Genomic DNA, 16,734 nt, shown 5'->3' with positions numbered 1-16,734 from the left:
TTCGGAAAAACCAAATCATGCCGCGCACCCTGGACGTCGACCTGCTGCGTACCTTCCATGCCGTCGCGAAGCTCGGCCGCTTCAAGGATGCGGCCGTTCACGTGAACCGCAGCCCGTCGTCGGTCACCGCGCAGATCCAGAAGCTGGAAGAAATGGTCGCGCAGCGGCTGTTTACGCGAAACAACCAGGCGGTCGAACTCACGCAGTTCGGCCACAAGCTGCTGAGCGACACCACCGAGTTCCTGCTGAGCCACGACCGGCTCGTCGAATCGCTGTCGCCGCAGATGCTGACCGGCAAGCTGCGGCTCGGCATCCCCGATTCCTACGCCGCGCATTTCATGGCGGAATTCCTGCCGCGCTTCGCCGCCGACCGGCCATTGCTCGAATTGACCGTCGAAGCGCGCTCCAGCGAAGAGTTGCAGTTGCTGTTCGCGCGCGGCCAGCTCGACATCACGATCGCCGTCGTACCGAAGGCGCTGCCGCACGCCGAGCTCCTCAGCAAGACCCATCCGGTGTGGGTCGCCGCGCGCACGTTCAAGTTCAATCCCGATGCGCCGCTGCCGATCGCGGTGCAACTGCAGGGCTGCCCGTATCGCGACACCGCGCTGAATGCACTCAAGAAGGCGAAGATCGCGCACCGGATGCTGCTCGAAAGCGCCAGCTCGCCGGCGGTGGAAGCGTGTATCGCGAACGGCCTCGCGGTCGGCCTGATCGAGCACGATCGCGTGTCGGGCAACCTGACGAGCCACGTTGCCGGCATCGTGCTGCCCGATCTGCCGCCGCACTTGATCACGGTGCTGACGGACGACAGCAATCGCGCCGCGCTGCATCTGCGCGACGTACTGAAAAGCACGTTCAGGATCGGATAGGGAAGACAAGGCCGCGAACCGGCCTTGCATGCAGAAACGTCGAAAAGCAACACGCCGCCGGCCCGTTGCAGGCCGGCGGCTTTCTCTCGTCAACCGCCGAGATACGCCTGCTTGATGCGATCGTTCGCGAGCAGGTTCGCGCCCGTGTCGGCCAGCACCACGCGCCCCGTTTCGAGCACGTAGCCGCGATCGGCCACGCCCAGCGCCTTGTTCGCGTTCTGTTCGACGAGAAACACCGTGACGCCTTCGTCGCGGATCGTGCGGATGATGTCGAAGATCTGCGCGATCACGAGCGGCGCGAGGCCGAGCGTCGGCTCGTCGAGCAGCAGCAAACGCGGCTTGCTCATCAACGCACGGCCGATCGCCAGCATCTGCTGCTCGCCGCCCGACATCGTGCCGGCCCGCTGCGTCGCGCGCTCCTTCAGGCGCGGAAACAGCTTGAACACGTGCTCGATGCCGTCGTCGATCTCGTGACGGCTCGCGAAGAAGCCGCCCATCTTCAGGTTCTCGAGCACCGTCAGGCTCGGGAACACGCGCCGCCCTTCCGGCGAGATCGCCATTCCCTGCCGCATGATCTGGTGCGTCGACATCGCGGTGATGTCGTTGCCCTCGAACAACACGCGGCCCGACGACGCGCGCGGCGTACCGCACACGGTCATCATCAGCGTCGTCTTGCCGGCGCCGTTGCTGCCGATCAGCGTGACGATCTCGCCCTTGTTCACCTCGATCGACACGCCCGCGAGCGCTTCGACCGCGCCGTAGTGCGTATGGACCTGTTCCAGCTTCAGCATCACTCTTCCCCCAGATACGCCTTGATCACGCGCGGGTCGTTGCGGACCGCTTCCGGCGTGCCGATCACGATCGGCCGGCCGTGCTCCATCACGAGGATGCGGTCCGACACGCCCATCACGAGGCTCATGTCGTGTTCGATCAGCAGCACCGATACGCCGAACTCGCGGCGCAGCTTGTCGATCAGGTGCTGCAGCTCGATCTTTTCCTGCGGGTTGAGGCCGGCCGCCGGCTCGTCGAGCATCAAGAGGCGCGGCTCGGTGATCATGCAGCGCGCGATCTCGAGGCGCCGCTGGTGCCCGTACGACAGCGTGCCGGCCGGCCGGTTGGCGACCGACGTCAGCCCCATCCGGTCGAGCCACACGGCCGCGCGTTCGAGCGCTTCCTTCTCCGCATGACGATACGCGGGCGTCGCGAACAGGCCGTGCAGCAGCCCGGCCTTCACCTTGCGGTGCTGCGCGACGAGCAGGTTCTCGACCACCGTCAGCGACTTGAACAGCCGGATGTTCTGGAACGTCCGCACCAGGCCCTTCAACGCGATCTTGTGGCTCGGCAGCCCGGCGATCGCATGGCCGTCGAGCACCACGTCGCCGCCGGTCGGCTTGTAGAAGCCGCCGACGCAGTTGAACACCGTGGTCTTGCCCGCGCCGTTCGGCCCGATGATCGCGAACACCTCGTCGCGGCGCACGTCGAAATCGATGCCGTCCACCGCGAGCAACCCGCCGAAGCGCATCTGCAGCCCGGCGACCTTCAACAGTTCTGCATTCGCGCTCATTGCGGCAGCTCCACGTGGGGACGGCTCGCGGGCAACAGGCCCTGCGGACGCCACATCATCATCAACACCATCACCAGACCGAAGATCAGCATCCGGTACTCGGCGAACCCGCGCGCGACTTCCGGCAGCACGGTCAGCAGGATCGCCGCGAGGATCACGCCGAGCTGCGAGCCCATCCCGCCGAGCACGACGATCGCGAGGATCAGCGCCGATTCGATGAAGGTGAACGATTCGGGATTCACGAGGCCCTGACGCGCCGCGAAGAACGCGCCGCCGATCCCCGCGAACGCCGCGCCGAGCGTGAACGCCGACAGCTTGATGCGCGTCGGGTTCAGACCGAGCGAACGGCACGCGATCTCGTCGTCGCGCAGCGCTTCCCACGCGCGGCCCATCGGCATGCGGATCAGGCGGCTCGTCACGAACAGCGTGAAGCCCACCAGCACCAATGCGATCAGGTACAGGAAGATCACCATGTGTTCGCCGCTGTATTCCAGCCCGATCAGTTCATGGAACGTCTTCGCGCCTTCGACGCTCGCCGAGCGCGCCATCTCGAAGCCGAACACCGTCGGCTTCGGAATGCTCGATATGCCGTCCGGGCCGCCGGTGAGGCTCGTCAGGTTGTTCGCGAGCAGGCGGATGATTTCCCCGAAGCCGAGCGTGACGATCGCGAGATAGTCGCCGCGCAGGCGCAGCACCGGGAAGCCGAGCAGGAAGCCGAACGTTGCCGCGGCCACCGCCGCGATCGGCAGGCATTCCCAGAACGACAGCCCGAAATACTGGTTCAGCATCGCATACGTATAGCCGCCGACCGCGTAGAACCCGACATAGCCGAGATCCAGCAGCCCCGCGAAACCGACCACGATGTTCAGCCCGAGGCCGAGGATCACGTAGATCAGCGCGAGCGTCGCGACGTCCACGGCGCCGCGCGAGCCGAAGAACGGCCACACGAGGCCGACGGCGAGCAGCACCCAGATGATCGCGTGCTGCTGCCGCGCGCCCATCGCGGGCATCGCCGGCAGCTTCACCGCCGATTTCGCGCGCACGAGCCACGGCTTGAACAACTGGAACAGGAACACGGCCGCAACCGCGATCCACACCGGCCGCCAGTGCGGCGTCAGCACCACCTGATAGCCGTCGAGCTTCAGTTGCAGCCCGAGCACCGGAATCGTGAGGATCGCCGTCAGGATCGCGGCGGCCACGGCATTCTTCAGCGCCTGGCCGATCGATGCGTCGGCGGCCGGGCGGCGAACGGAAATGACTTGACTCATCTGCGTCTCCCTCAAACCTTTTCGATGTCCGACTTGCCGAGCAGGCCGGTCGGGCGGAAGAGCAGGATCAGCACGAGCAGGCCGAACGCGACCACGTCCTTGTACTCGGCCGGCATGTAGCCCGCGGCGAAGGTTTCGGCCAGGCCCAGCAGCACGCCGCCGAGCATCGCGCCCGGGATGCTGCCGATCCCGCCGAGCACCGCGGCGGTGAACGCCTTGATGCCCGCGACGAAACCGATGTACGGATTCAGCTTGCCGATCGTCAGCCCGATCAGCACGCCGCCGACGGCCGCCAGCATCGCGCCGAGCACGAACGTGAACGAGATCACGCGGTTCGTGTCGATGCCGAGCAGGTTCGCCATCTTCATGTCCTCGGCGCACGCGCGGCACGCTCGGCCCATCCGCGAATGCGAGATGAACAGCGTGAGCGCGATCATCAGCACGATCGTCACGCAGACGATCAGCAGACGCGCATACGGAACCGTCACGTCGTAGTCGCCGCCGAGATGGATGTCGAATGCGCCGGAGATCAGCACGGGCACCGACACGTCGCGCGCGCCCTGGCCGATCTGCACGTAGTTCTGCAGGAAGATCGACATGCCGATCGCGGAGATCAGCGGCACGAGGCGCGGGCCGCCGCGCAGCGGGCGATACGCGACGCGCTCGACCGCGAAGCCGTACAGGCCGGTGACGATCACCGACACGATCAACGCGGCGCCGAGCACGAGCGGCAGCGGGTAGCCGGCGGAGATGCCGATGGCCGTCAGGGTCACGAGGCCCACGTACGCGCCGATCATGTAGATCTCGCCGTGGGCGAAGTTGATCATGCCGATGATGCCGTAGACCATCGAATAGCCGATGGCGATCAACGCATAGATCGCACCCAGCGTCAGGCCGTTGACCAGCTGCTGGGCGAATTGAGGAAAGAAGTCAGTCATGTGCGGGAAGCTCCCGTTGGCATTGGGTCGCATGCCGTCGCCGGATCACGGCGGTCGGCCGCGCGCAACGCACGGTGTCGTCTCGGGCCGCCCTCGTTGGCCGCGCACGGGGAATGCGCGGCCAAATGCGCACGCGCCCCGTCCGGGTCTCGGACAGGGCGGGTGCGCGGGCGGGTACTCCGTCTTACTTGGCGGCGGTCTTCGTCGCGTCCTTGTGCCACGTGTAGACGACGAACTTGAACGCCTTCAGGTCGCCCTGTGCGTCATACGCGACCTTGCCGATCGGCGTGTCGAACGTCGTCTTGTGCATGTACGCGGCGACCTTCGTCGGGTCGGTCGTCTTCGCGCCCGCGATCGAGTCGGCGATGATCTTCACCGCCGCGTACGACGGCATCTGGAACGGGCCGTTCGGGTCGCGCTTCTTGTCCGCGAACGCCTTCACGAGCGCAGCGTTGGCCGGGTCGGCCGAGAAGTCGGCCGGCAGCGTCACGAGCATGCCTTCCGAAGCCGGGCCGGCGATCGCCGTCACGTCCTTGTTGCCCACGCCTTCAGGGCCCATGAACGTCGCCTTCACGCCCTGCTCGCGCGCCTGGCGCATCAGCAGGCCCATTTCCGGGTGGTAGCCGCCGAAGTAGACGAAATCGACGCCTTGCGACTTCAGCTTCGTGATGATCGCCGAGTAGTCCGAATCGCCGGCGTTGATGCCTTCGAACAGCACGACCGGGATCTTCGCCGCTTCGAGGTCCTTCTTCACCGACGACGCGATGCCCTGGCCGTACGACTGCTTGTCGTGCAGGACCGCGACCTTCTTCGGCTTCACGCTGTTGATGATGTAGTGCGCGGCGGCCGGGCCTTGCTGGTCGTCGCGGCCGATCGTGCGGAAGATGAAGTGGCGCTTCTTGCCTTCGGTCAGCTGCGGCGCGGTGGCCGACGGCGTGACCATCACGATGCCTTCGTTCTCGTAGATGTCCGACGCGGGAATCGTCGAACCCGAGCACACGTGACCGATCACATACTTGATCTTCTGGCTGACGATCTTGTTGGCGACGGCGACGGCCTGCTTCGGTTCGCACGCGTCGTCCATCATCACCACTTCGAACTTGTTGCCGCCCGCACCGCCTGCCGCGTTGATCTGTTCGATCGCGGTCAGCGCGCCGGCCTTCACCATGTCGCCGTATTGGGCGACCGAGCCGCTCATCGGACCAGCGATGGCGATCTTCACGGTTTCCGCTTGCGCGGCGGCGGCGCCGGCGGCGAACAGCACGGCGGCGACGGAAATGGACGTAAGACGGGACAGCGTCATCTGGGAGCTCCTCGATGTTGTTTAGTCATACGGGCAAAGGCGGCATGACTTGCGCAATCGAACAGCACCCGGGGCGAGGACATGGGACACGCCCGAGACACATAGAAGACGGAACTCCAGCGGAATGTTGCGTAGCGGGGCCCGGCTCTTGCAGTCCCCGAAGGGGACGTCTGGTTCGGAAAGACATCGTGATGCGTCTTGCATTGCGCAAGCGTTTCGCCTGCCCCGCTTGCCAAATCGCTCGTTCGGAGGGATGGTCCGACAGCCATTGGCAAGGCAGCCGAAATTATATGGGCGTTTTTCAATCGTCTGTCAAAAATGCCTGTCGATTGAGGGAAAACACGTAGGTTTTTGAGGCGGGTGGGTGGCGATGGGGGCGCAACCTAGGTAGGGCGGGAACGTTTGCTTTGGGTGCAATCGGGTTGCTATTTGGCAGGGAGATTGAGGGGGAGTCCCTTGCTGGGCGTGGCTTTCGGCGAAGGATGGTTCCCCGAGGGGCGCTTTTTGGGCCGCTGGGGAATCGGTCGGCGGAAATCAATCGACTGATCATTGTGTGGGCGCGCACCAGGACGGGGCGTCTGAGAAGGCGGCAAATCTTTCCGTTTACCTATGAAACTAAACATTTTGAAAGCTTTTTGAGATATTCATGAAATAATTCGAACTCGCCTTCTGCAATCCAGCCAGCCTCCCTGCAAGTCGCGCCCGCCGCGCCGCGCAGTCGCTTCAGGGCCGCTTCGACGCCCCCTCGTCGCTCAGCCGCCAGCCAGTGATCTGCCGTTTTTGTTCAATGCACATCACCTGCTTCGAATCGCCCATGAATTGCCCAGTCCGCCTCTCTTCCGCCGCCGCGATCGCTTGCGCGCTTTCTGTTTCTGCTTCCCATGCTTCAGGACGCGATGCGCTGACCGATCGGTCGGCCGGTGCCAATGTATTTCGCTCGGAGCGGCGTGCGGCTGCTCGGGATGACGGGCGCGCGGTGAGGATGAGCCGCCCACGCGGACAGTTCGCCGCGCCTGCCGAACGTAGTCCGTTCGATACGCCGGATACGCGGCCGTTGCGGGTGACAAGCGATGCGCTGGTGGCATCGCCGCCTCCTTTTAAACCCGAACCCGATTTTGCCTTGGCCCCGAACCGCGTCGCGCTTGGCGCGGGCGGGAGCGATAGCTTGGGTCGCGTAGTGCCCGGGCATGAGCAGCGCGAGCAGAACAGGAACGAATACCTGCGCGCGAACGGCTCTCGGTCAGTTGGAAGTGGCAATGCGTATGCACCCCAGCGGCCGTACGATGCTCCGCGCGGTCCGCACGGAGCACCGAATCCGTTCGATCCGTCGGTACCGCAGCCAGAGACGCGGACGTTCTACGACAACGAATCGGGGACGAAGTGCACGGCTACCGGTGGTGCGGGGACGTCGCGCTCGTCTTGCGATATCGCTTGGTGATGCGGGGTTTCGGGCGGCTGCCGCTTGCGGCTGCTCCACCCTGTCCGGCGCGCTGCGCGACGTCGCGCAGCGCGGCCGCATCCTGCGGCGTTGCGCTTACAGCTGCGTGATGATCAGCCTCCCCGGCTCAATCTCGATCCGCGCCTTGCGGCCCGGAACAAAACACGCATCGTTGATCAAAGTGATGCATCACTCGCGAGCACCATCGTTCGCCAATAAATTTCCAAATAACTCTATTCCATGAGCCGTCCTCCATCCTCTCTGGCTCAACGAATACTCAAATTGAACGGCACCGAGCACAGGAATAGTACATTGCGGAACCCGTCGCCTTTTCAGACGACATCGGTATCTCCTAATTGGGGTTCAGCTTCCATCGTAGTGATAGAGCCAAATACCGCACTCCTGCGTCACGACCTTTACAAGCAAGCGGCCGCGGCGGCGCCCGGCACGGCCCCCGCGATCGATACGCACTGGATCTGGCAGGAAGGCGATCGGCGGCGCACGCGCGAGCCGCTCGAGATCGTCAGCCGGCAGGCGGCCGTACTGAAGCGACCTGGGCTTGAACCCGGGCTCGGGATCGAGCGCGACATGGCGCACTACGCATGCGCCGTATCGGGAAGTCGGCCGCGCGGCGCACGATGATGCAGTCGCGATGCTCTATCTGGTCGATGCCGGGGTGGACGTACGATCCGAAGCGGCCGAATTTCGGGCGGGGTGATGGTGGTTGCCGCCGGCCTCACGCGAAAACGGCACCGACTGGCACGGAGCGATTCTTTTTGGTGCGCGCTCCGGCCAGTTCGACAGTCGAGACGATGGTGAAACACTTCGTGCCGAACCGCTCAGCGCTATCGGTATTCGCCGATTTCGACAATGCCGCCGATCGATTCGATGAACTTGCGAGTCACTTACGATATCGAATTCGGCCCTATTAAGATGGCGTCCCGCGGTTTGCCCCAAGCTTGATAATCAGACTATCGTCCGCAAGACGATTTCTGCACTTATTCGCAAAATCATTGGCCAGCACCTTGTTTTCGGAAAATTCCTTCGCCTGAGACTCGGTTATTTCATAATACTCCTCGTAATCCACCATGCCATTGCTGACAGGAATCGACAAGTAGTACCTGCCCGAGTCCAGCTCACCCCCTACCGAATACCTATCTTCCTTCGAAGAAAAAATATCCTTGAATTTCATGCCCAAACCTTAATTTATATCAACTGGATTTACTATATATTGCAACGAAGATATGTTGCCCGCATCTATCACTGCATCCAAGTTGCCGGTCGACAGTTTGCCGCCGGGAATCCAAAACTCGTTGGCACCGGCCTCGTTTCCGGACGGCATGCGGAGATTTAACTCCCTCGGGTTAGGCATGTCGATTCGATACAATTAATCAGAGGAAAGGAAATCTGGAGATAGCCCCAATGCCTTTTCCATTGCCCCAGCATCTCCATTTGCCGATTTGATCAATTGATCAGCCTCCGCTTTTGTCATTACAAATGATGTGCCGCCGCGTTGACCAATACCATATTTTTCGAAATCCCCGATGGATGCTCGCCTTCTAGAAAAACCTAGGCGGCTTCTTATTTATGGCTCGCCCCCAATAATATGAGCCCGCAGTTCAGCGCGATTTCTCATATTGACATGAGCCGTTGTTTAAGAGCACCATCACTCATCGATCCAATTCTAAATAACTCTATTCCATAAACCGTTTTCCGCCCTCTCCGGCTCCACAAATACCCAAATCGAATGACACCGAGTGCAGCGATAGTACATTGCAGATCCTGCCGACCCACTCCCTTCGGAGTCGAAAGGAGGAGGAGCAATTTCCGCGAGGACCCCACTGACAACGGCAGCGTCACGACGTTGCGAATATTGCTGATATTCCAAGCGTGATACGAACTGTTTTGGCAAGCCGACCCGGAGACAGTACGTGCATGCCGGAAGCAACTGCGCGATCACCCCATTGCTCTGCGCTTCGCTTCCTCGTTTCAACTTCAGCAATTGACCTCTTGGAATTTGCGCCTCGACACGAGCGCTTTCGTTGCCTAACCACACGCGCAGTTGCTGCAAATCAATGTCTCGATCGCGATAGCGACGAAGCATCCTCTGAATATCTTGATCCATGGTATTCACACTCATTTTTCGACCAGAATAATCCAGTCGTCAGACCACGATTTGGTTGTTCCCATGAACTGATTCTGTCCACCGGATCCAGCTGCCGGGTAGAACGATGTCTCGGGTTCCCATCCGACGGGTAGCTTTCCACCGAGTGGCCTCGGAACGGTTGCGGAAGACAGCTCCGATGTCGGAATCTTCAACAAAACGTCCGGCGGTCCCCAATGCTGGAAAACTTGACCGCGGTCCATCAGCACGCCTTGATTCGTCCCGACATAGTCCGTCGACATGTACGTTCCCGCACCCTTATAGCCACTGATACTGCCTTGCTTGCGGTAATTTTCGACAGCTCTCCAAGTGGTCGCGCGATAAACATAGTCCTGAGACGCAATTTTCTGATCCAAAGCGGCCTGTAGCGCATCACCCTGATTTCGATTGCGCATCAACTCACGGTATTGCTCCTTCGTCAGCGAACGTTCACCGGGTCCAGGGCGCACACCACGCTCGCTCAAACCCTTGTCGATTTGAGGTTCGTTAGTGTTACAAGTAGCGAGGCCAAGAGGATCGAACTCGACGAAAGGATCGGTGACGTAACCTTGCGTCCGCAGGCCGCCCTCCAGTCCAATTGGATCAGGGCTGAGGTACTGCCCCGAATCCGGGTCGTAGTAGCGATTCAGGTTATAGTTGAGCCCCGTTTCGTCGTCCGCCCACTGGCCGGGGAAGCGCAGCGTCGTGTCGATCGGCACGGTGGGCGCGTCATTCTCCGCACGCTTTGCCGGAAGCAATCTCCCCCACAGCGAGTATGCGGGCTTCCATACTGGCTTGCCATGTTCGTCGAACACCGCCTTCGGCAAACCTACCTGGTCTGTCAGAACCGGATACAGCCCGTCGTCGGTCTCCTGCGCCAGCGGCGAGAAGCTGCCCGGCTCGATATGCCATGTCACCGCCTGCCCGGTCGTGCCGTCCCTCTGCTCGACCCATCGCTCCGCCAGCGTCGTACCGTCCCACAGAAATTTCACGGTTTCGCGGCCGCCGAGCTGGAGCTTCTCGACTCGCCGATTGAAAGCGTCGTATCGATATGCCCAAACGCCGTGCTCCGGCGTCACGACCTTTACTAGCCGATTGAGCCCATCCCACGTGTATTGCCACGTCTTTGGCCTGAACCCGGGCTGTTCGACCGTCTTCTCGATCGTGCGGCCACGTGCGTCATACCGATAGCGCGCATGGCCGATCCGTTCCGGCAGGCCGCCTCGGTGGTAATGGTGAGCGTCCACGGGAGCCTGACGCCCGTGCGCGGCAATGTTCATTGCCGCGTCGTAGCGGAAGTGCTCAGTCGGCTGCAGCAGACTTTCTGCGGTGACGATCTGGCCACGTGCATCGCGCCGATACGTAAGCGTATCTATGTCGGTGTCGACTCGCTCCAGTTGTCCGGCTGCGTCGTAGTGATAGACCTGCCGCGTCAATTGCTCGAGCGCACGAGCCGGATCGGCTTGCAAAGCATCGAAGGCTACGGCAGGCCCTGCAATCTGCCGGCGTATCCGGCCGAGCGCATCGTACTGTTGCTGCGCGACGAAATCTCCCGCCTCACGGCCGATCTGGCGCCCTAACCCATCACGCCGGATCGTCAGTTCCCCGACTTGCGTCAAAGCCCCGGATACATCGTACGCATAGGCGGTCTCGCGCCTAGGTGTCATCCGCAGACGGCGTTGTCCATCGGCGTCGTAGACGTGCCGCAACAGTTCGCCATGCTGATCTTCTCCGATCAAGCGGCCATTCCTGTCGTAGGCAAAGCGCGTCACATGAGCGTACTCACCCTGGACCTCCGCCGATGCCAATCGTCCGCTCGCATCGTAGCAATAGGCAAGCTTCACGTCGCCGGCATCGATCTCGATGAGCCGGTCGGATGCATCGTATGTATAACGCCACTGGCCACCGTCGGGCAGTGTCTTCGTCAGCAGGCGACCAACAGCATCGCGCTCGTATTCGGTCGCGCGGCCTCCCCAGTCAATTTCGGCCGCGAGACGCCCGGCCGCGTCGTAGCGGTACGTGTAAGTCTCTCCCAGCGCATTGATAACCTTCGTCAGCCGGGTCGCATGGTCGTACTCAAAACGCGTTGCATGTCCGGCCGCGTCGATCGACGCAGTAAGCAGGTCGAATGGACCGTAGGTTCGCTGGATCGTACGTCCTAGCGGATCGATCCACTCGACGGGCAGGCTCTCGCTGTTATAGCGTGCCCTCGATACCGAGCCATCGGGGCGCGTAACCGCGCTCAGCAGACCGCGCGGATTTGCCGGGCCGTCAGCATAGTCGTAACGCGTCACATTCCCGTCGGGCGACGTTTCCTCCAGCAGCCGGCCCAGCGCGTCTATCTTGCGCCTAAAGCGCGCACCCGTTGGCAATTCGATGTCGGTCAGCCGCAGCCGGTCATCGTAGTCCAGGCGTGTCTCGCGATCACCTTGAACCACTCGCAGCAGTTCGCCACGGGGCCCATAGCGATAGGTCGTTTTGTTGCCGTCCGGCTCGGTCCGTGCAATCAACCGATACAGATGGTCGTACTCGAGCTTGATCGTGCCGCCGTTCGGCAAGCGCGCGCCGGTTAGGCGCTGCTCATCGTCATAATCGAAATCAACCGTCCTCCCCGAGCTTTCGACGACCGAAGTCAGTTGGCCTCGCTCGTCGTATCGATAGTCCGTCCGTCGGCCAAGCGGATCAATCCGGGCCATCAAACGACCAAGCTCCCATTCGGAGTAAGTGCAATGACCGAGCGGATCAGTTTCGGCCGTTACAAGGCCTTCGTCGTTATAGGCGTAGGTCCATTCGCCATCGACGTCAATCACGCGTGTGCAGCCGGCTTCGTAGATGAATCGGCCCGTGTGATAGCCCTGCCGTGTACCTGTTTCGACTACACGACCAGCGGTGTCGTACCGATATCGAACATCGGTCTGGTCTGTATCCCGCCATTGGGTCATCCAGCCGTATTCGTCGTACGCGTAATAGAACTGGCCAAACTGGAAGCTCGCCACGTGGGTAAGCATGCCATGCTGGTAGTCGTAGTCCACAAGCGTTCTGGAACCACCGTCCGCATCATGGAGAACGATCCGTTGCAACTGACGGTCGCGGCCAGGATAGGCAATCTCGAGCCGATAGCCATCGCTATGGACCATGCCGCTCAAACGGCCAGCAGTATCGTAGGAAAGAACGATCGCGTTGCCGTCGAGGTCCTCGATCCGTTCGAGGCGAGACGAGCGCCCGTCGACGAGCGGTGCGAAAATACGGAGTTGCCGCGTGTCACGATCGAAGATGCGCGGTTCGAGTCGGCTTCCGAACAGCCGATAACGCGGCTCACGCAGGTTGATGCCGTTGAGCGCCATATCCGGCGCGTCAAAGCCGATCACCAGGCCAGCGCCGTCGTGGAATCTCACGAAGCGGCCACCATCGAACGTCAATCGCTGCGACCAATTGTCCGACCAGCGGTGACCGAGCAATCCATGATCGTCCGATCGAGTCCGATAGCGTCGTTTGAACTCAAGAGGCAGGATTCCGGGGATGGCGAGATCGGTACGGATCTCCAGCATTTCTCCGGATACCGGATCAACCGGATCCTTGCACTTCGGTCGATTCTCGTCCTTGATACCCCTCTGTTCCGCAGATCGGGTAGGCTCGGGCCGGAATTTCTCGCGCAACCCCCGCAGCCCTTTGCCGCCCACTTTTCCTACTCCGCCGCCTACAATCCCGCCGAGCAAACCCGCCAGGAATTCCTGAGTCGCAGACAACTCCGGATTCTTCGGGCCATAATTACCGGTCGTCTTGTCGATCCAGATACTGTTGCGCCCCGAATTGACCTTGCCGCTACAGTGAGTCTCGTGGCCGATCCGCACCAGCGGCAGTCCGTTGACGAACACGGTTTTGCTGCCGTCGACGAGTGCCTGCGGCGCGCCGGAATGGTGATCGCATTTCACCAGGTCCGTGACACGCGCCACCTTTTTGCCTTCAAAATATACGTTGCTCGAACCGGTGACGATCTCGCCACAGTTGCTGCCCATACTTTGGCTGGCCGACGCGAGCGCACCACCAAGCGTCAGGCCGCCGGCCATGCACGCGCCAACGATCAGCGCCCCGGCGAGTCCACCTGTTGCCACAGTCGCCGCCACTGCCACGCCAATCGCAACCCCCACGGCAATGCCGGCGAGAATCCCCATAAAACCTGACGAGTGCGCGATCCGATCGCCAATGCATGCGGGGTGTGGATCGCCTCGGCCGATGGTGAGGCCCAGTGCGTCGCCAACCTGTGTGAACTCCTTCGACAGCCAGCCGGTCACGCCAACCTTGTCGAGCGCCCAAGCTCCCCCGACTGCAATCGCCAGCGGAAGCATGACAGTGCCCGCCGCAACCGCGCCCGCACCCAGTGCCGCCCCGCCGGTCGCACCACCCGCCAGCGCTGTACCGGCCGCACTCAGCCCGGCGGCCGTCCCCTCAATGGCGGTCAGGCCCGCGTCGGCGCCGAGCATCCCATAGTTCAGGTGCTCGTAAAACGGCTGCTCGGCCGCTTTCGCGGCTTCACCGTCCTCCAGCTTGGCGATCTGATCGAGACGTTCCTGTGCGTTGCCGCTCGGCTCGTTGTAATTCGGCGTGTCCGACATTGCAGCCTCAGATCGGATCGCGCAACTGAAGGCTCTGAATCACCGCCCGAATTTGTTCGCGCTGTGTGTCACTCAGCGTACCGGGCGCAGTGAAGGTGAGCATCAGGACAACCTGCCCGTATTCAACCATCGTCAGCCGCTGGTGAATGGGCGCCTGGTTGTTCGTCCAAGTAAACTCGTGTACGTGCGCGGCGCGCCCCGATACCGTGGCGTCTTCATTTGCCACCTCGGCGTAATCCGGGACCTGCTTCGCCACCTTCCGGATTTCGCTTGTCACATATTCGGCGAACTTCATGCCCCAAGGCAGCCGCTCGCGCGTGATCACGAAACTCACCCCCTCCGTGCCAGTCGCTGCCGACACAAATACGTTCATCGTTTTGTCCTGCCACTCCACGGGCAGTGCCAACGTGCCTTCCTGCATCTGGTACATGCTTTGTTATCCTTATTGGGGGTTATCCGTTTTTCGGGTTGATGTCGGTTCGAGCTGCCTGGATATTAATGTTGCTGTCATCCAGATGGATCACCGAATCGCCCTTATAGATGTCGATCGAGTCAGCTGTCATATGGATCCGCGTGCCGCCATCGCCGCCGATCTTGATCCAGAGTTCCTTGGCTTCCAAGGTGTGCACACCCTGCGGAGTCTGATGCAGCGTATTGCCCTGTACGACAACGTCCGACAGGTTGCCAACCGCGACAGCCGTCGTATGGTTTCCCTTGCCGACCTCGACGGTCCGGTCGCCTTTGAGAACTTGAGTCCATTGCGCGTCCTCGACAACGGTATGCATGTCTTTCTGCGCATGCATGTAGAACATCTGTGCGCCATTGACGTCGCTCATCAGCAACTCGTTCGACCCCTGCCCCTTGTGCGTCTGGCTCTTGATCCCCATCGTCTGACCGGCCGCGCCGTGATACGGGTTGCCCTGCTCGCCGTTGAACACGCGGCCGACGATCACCGGGTTATCCGGATCGCCCTGATTGAACGCCACCAGTACTTCCTGCTTGATCCGCGGAATCGCGGCCGCGCCCCAGCCGTCGCCCGCCCACGGCTGCGACACGCGCACCCACATCGAATCGGAGCCGTCCTTCTTGCCGCGCCGGTCCCACGGGAAATGCACTTTCACCGCGCTGCCGTTCGTATAGATTTCCTCGCCCTTCGGCCCGACGACGATCGCCGACTGCGTGCCGTGAATCACCGGCTTCGGCGTCGCGCGCGGCGCACGGTACGGAATCTTCTTCGGCAGCAACGAGAAGCTGTTGCGGTACGGCAGCTTCGCGCTGTGCTGCGTATAGTCGTTCACGGCCTCGTGACGCACGTGCAGGATCACGTATTCCTGGTTGTTTTCGAGGACGGGGTGATTCGCGACGGTCACGGTGCCGGCCGTCGTCATGCGCCACGCGTAACCGCCGCCGGTATAGCGATGGGCTTGGGCCTCCTCGGCCTCCATCGCGTAACGGGCGTAGCGGTGGCCGTCGTCGCCGTGGTCGTACAGCGACTGGTGCTCGAAGCGCTCGGTCGCATCGAGCCGCGCGTGCTTGAGGTTCTGCGGCCCGGCCTCCACCAGCATCAGCGGCGACGACGGATTCTGGTAGTTGAAGTCGCGGAACGTCACCTTGCCGACGCCGAAGCGCCGGCCTTCGTGCAACTGGTCGATGCCGCTGTCCTCGCTGGCCTCGGTCGCGGCGAACGGCACGGTGGCGAGGCCGTCGATCGGGCGGAACAGCAGGTTCGTGTCGCCGATCACGAGAAAGTGCTTGTCCTTCTCGTAGCGGTGCGTCCAGACGAGTCCCTCCTGCTCCATCAGCCGCGCGCAGAAGTTGTAGTAGCTCTCCTGGTACATCACGACGTACTCGAGCGGCTTCTGGCCGGTCCGGATGTCGAACACGAAATCGGAAAAACCGTGTTCCTGGAAGATCTCGGTGAGGATGTCCTGCGCGGTCTTGTTCTGGAAGATCCGGCAGTCGGTCGAGCGCGTGAGGAACCAGAACCACGGCACGGCCGTCAGGTGGTATTGCGTGACGTTGCCGGGGTTGCCGGCGCGGTCGAACGACGCGACGTAGCCGTCGAAGTAGCGGTCGTTGTCGCCGGTGCCCGACGCCACGACGCGCTCGAGCGTCGACAGGCGCGCCTGCTGGTCGAAGCGGATCTTGACCTGCTGGCCGATCAGGTCCTCCGGGCGCAGGTCGTGGCGGTGCGACAGCAGGTCGAGGTGGATCTCCGGCAACCGATTCACGTGCTCGTCGATGACGGCCGCGCTGACCAGCAGCACATCGGGGCCGAGCGGCGTATCGAGCGTGACGTAACGATTGAGCTGGGTCAGGCGCGCGGGGTTGGCGGCGCTGTTGATCGCTTCGGCGATCGCGCCGGGCGTCTTCTGCATCAGCGAAAAACCGGTCTGCGCGAGCTGCATCGCGCGCTGGAGGGTGTCGACGTGCCCGGCCAGGCCCGCGAGCGGCCCGACGCTGCCGGCCACGCCCGACGCCACCGGGCCGGCGAGGCCCCCGAGCGCGCTCAACGAGCCGAGCGCACCACCGCCCAATCCACTGGGAATACCCCCGTTCGGAGCGAAACTCATTCTTTTTCCTTGCGTGTGATCTCAG

General features: G+C 62.2%; 13 protein-coding genes and 1 pseudogene. 3 read left to right on the top strand and 11 right to left on the bottom strand.

Annotated elements, in window-relative coordinates; all coding sequences use genetic code 11:
- The first annotated feature begins 17 nt into the window (after positions 1–17).
- Entirely contained in the window at positions 18–869 is an 852-nt protein-coding gene (locus HWX62_RS18165; protein ID WP_006480717.1) for a LysR substrate-binding domain-containing protein, read from the top strand.
- Between the two features lie 89 nt (positions 870–958).
- Here the strand turns inward: HWX62_RS18165 and HWX62_RS18160 are convergent, their stop codons facing one another.
- The 6 genes from HWX62_RS18160 to HWX62_RS18135 form a co-directional block, all read right to left on the bottom strand.
- The gene (locus HWX62_RS18160) at positions 959–1,660 is read right to left on the bottom strand and encodes an ABC transporter ATP-binding protein (RefSeq protein ID WP_011694813.1); all 702 of its coding nucleotides are present in this window, start codon (positions 1,658–1,660) and stop codon (positions 959–961) included.
- Complete coding sequence (gene livG, locus HWX62_RS18155) at positions 1,660–2,433, bottom strand: high-affinity branched-chain amino acid ABC transporter ATP-binding protein LivG (protein WP_034204315.1); 774 nt, start codon at positions 2,431–2,433, stop codon at positions 1,660–1,662. Before livG ends, HWX62_RS18160 begins: the two co-directional genes overlap by 1 nt.
- Positions 2,430–3,701, bottom strand: a complete 1,272-nt coding sequence (locus HWX62_RS18150; RefSeq protein ID WP_175931451.1) for a high-affinity branched-chain amino acid ABC transporter permease LivM — start codon at positions 3,699–3,701, stop codon at positions 2,430–2,432. The genes livG and HWX62_RS18150 overlap by 4 nt, the downstream gene beginning before the upstream one ends.
- Before the next feature lie 11 nt (positions 3,702–3,712).
- On the bottom strand, positions 3,713–4,639 hold the full coding sequence (gene livH, locus HWX62_RS18145; RefSeq protein WP_175931452.1) for a high-affinity branched-chain amino acid ABC transporter permease LivH: 927 nt from the start codon (positions 4,637–4,639) through the stop codon (positions 3,713–3,715).
- A 184-nt stretch (positions 4,640–4,823) separates the two neighbouring features.
- Positions 4,824–5,942 carry a branched-chain amino acid ABC transporter substrate-binding protein gene (locus HWX62_RS18140; RefSeq protein WP_175931453.1) on the bottom strand — a complete coding sequence of 373 codons (1,119 nt, stop codon included), beginning with the start codon at positions 5,940–5,942 and terminating at the stop codon, positions 4,824–4,826.
- Between the two features lie 723 nt (positions 5,943–6,665).
- Positions 6,666–6,869, bottom strand: a complete 204-nt coding sequence (locus tag HWX62_RS18135; protein ID WP_175931454.1) for a hypothetical protein — start codon at positions 6,867–6,869, stop codon at positions 6,666–6,668.
- On the opposite strand from HWX62_RS18135, the gene HWX62_RS33100 reads away from it, so the two are divergent.
- Complete coding sequence (locus tag HWX62_RS33100) at positions 6,793–7,380, top strand: hypothetical protein (protein ID WP_244136064.1); 588 nt, start codon at positions 6,793–6,795, stop codon at positions 7,378–7,380. The genes HWX62_RS18135 and HWX62_RS33100 overlap by 77 nt on opposite strands.
- A 426-nt stretch (positions 7,381–7,806) precedes the next feature.
- Positions 7,807–8,093: pseudogene (locus HWX62_RS33095) on the top strand (glucarate dehydratase); the annotation flags it as partial.
- A 215-nt stretch (positions 8,094–8,308) separates the two neighbouring features.
- Here the strand turns inward: HWX62_RS33095 and HWX62_RS18130 are convergent.
- From HWX62_RS18130 to tssI, 5 genes are all read right to left on the bottom strand, one after another.
- Positions 8,309–8,572, bottom strand: coding sequence for a hypothetical protein (locus tag HWX62_RS18130; RefSeq protein ID WP_175931455.1), 264 nt, complete (start codon positions 8,570–8,572; stop codon positions 8,309–8,311).
- A 492-nt stretch (positions 8,573–9,064) separates the two neighbouring features.
- Positions 9,065–9,505: a hypothetical protein gene (locus HWX62_RS18125; protein WP_244136057.1), complete on the bottom strand. Its 441-nt coding sequence runs from the start codon at positions 9,503–9,505 to the stop codon at positions 9,065–9,067.
- Between the two features lie 11 nt (positions 9,506–9,516).
- Positions 9,517–14,136, bottom strand: a complete 4,620-nt coding sequence (locus tag HWX62_RS18120) for a DUF6531 domain-containing protein (protein ID WP_244136056.1) — start codon at positions 14,134–14,136, stop codon at positions 9,517–9,519.
- Between the two features lie 7 nt (positions 14,137–14,143).
- Complete coding sequence (locus tag HWX62_RS18115) at positions 14,144–14,566, bottom strand: DcrB-related protein (protein WP_174385289.1); 423 nt, start codon at positions 14,564–14,566, stop codon at positions 14,144–14,146.
- A 22-nt stretch (positions 14,567–14,588) separates the two neighbouring features.
- Positions 14,589–16,709 carry a type VI secretion system tip protein TssI/VgrG gene (gene tssI / locus HWX62_RS18110; RefSeq protein ID WP_175931457.1) on the bottom strand — a complete coding sequence of 707 codons (2,121 nt, stop codon included), beginning with the start codon at positions 16,707–16,709 and terminating at the stop codon, positions 14,589–14,591.
- Positions 16,710–16,734: the final 25 nt, after the last annotated feature.

Source organism: Burkholderia sp. BCC0506 (assembly GCF_902833145.1).
Classification (GTDB): domain Bacteria; phylum Pseudomonadota; class Gammaproteobacteria; order Burkholderiales; family Burkholderiaceae; genus Burkholderia.
Note: the sequence above shows the minus strand (reverse complement) of the source record. Positions and strands in the feature narration are given on the sequence as shown.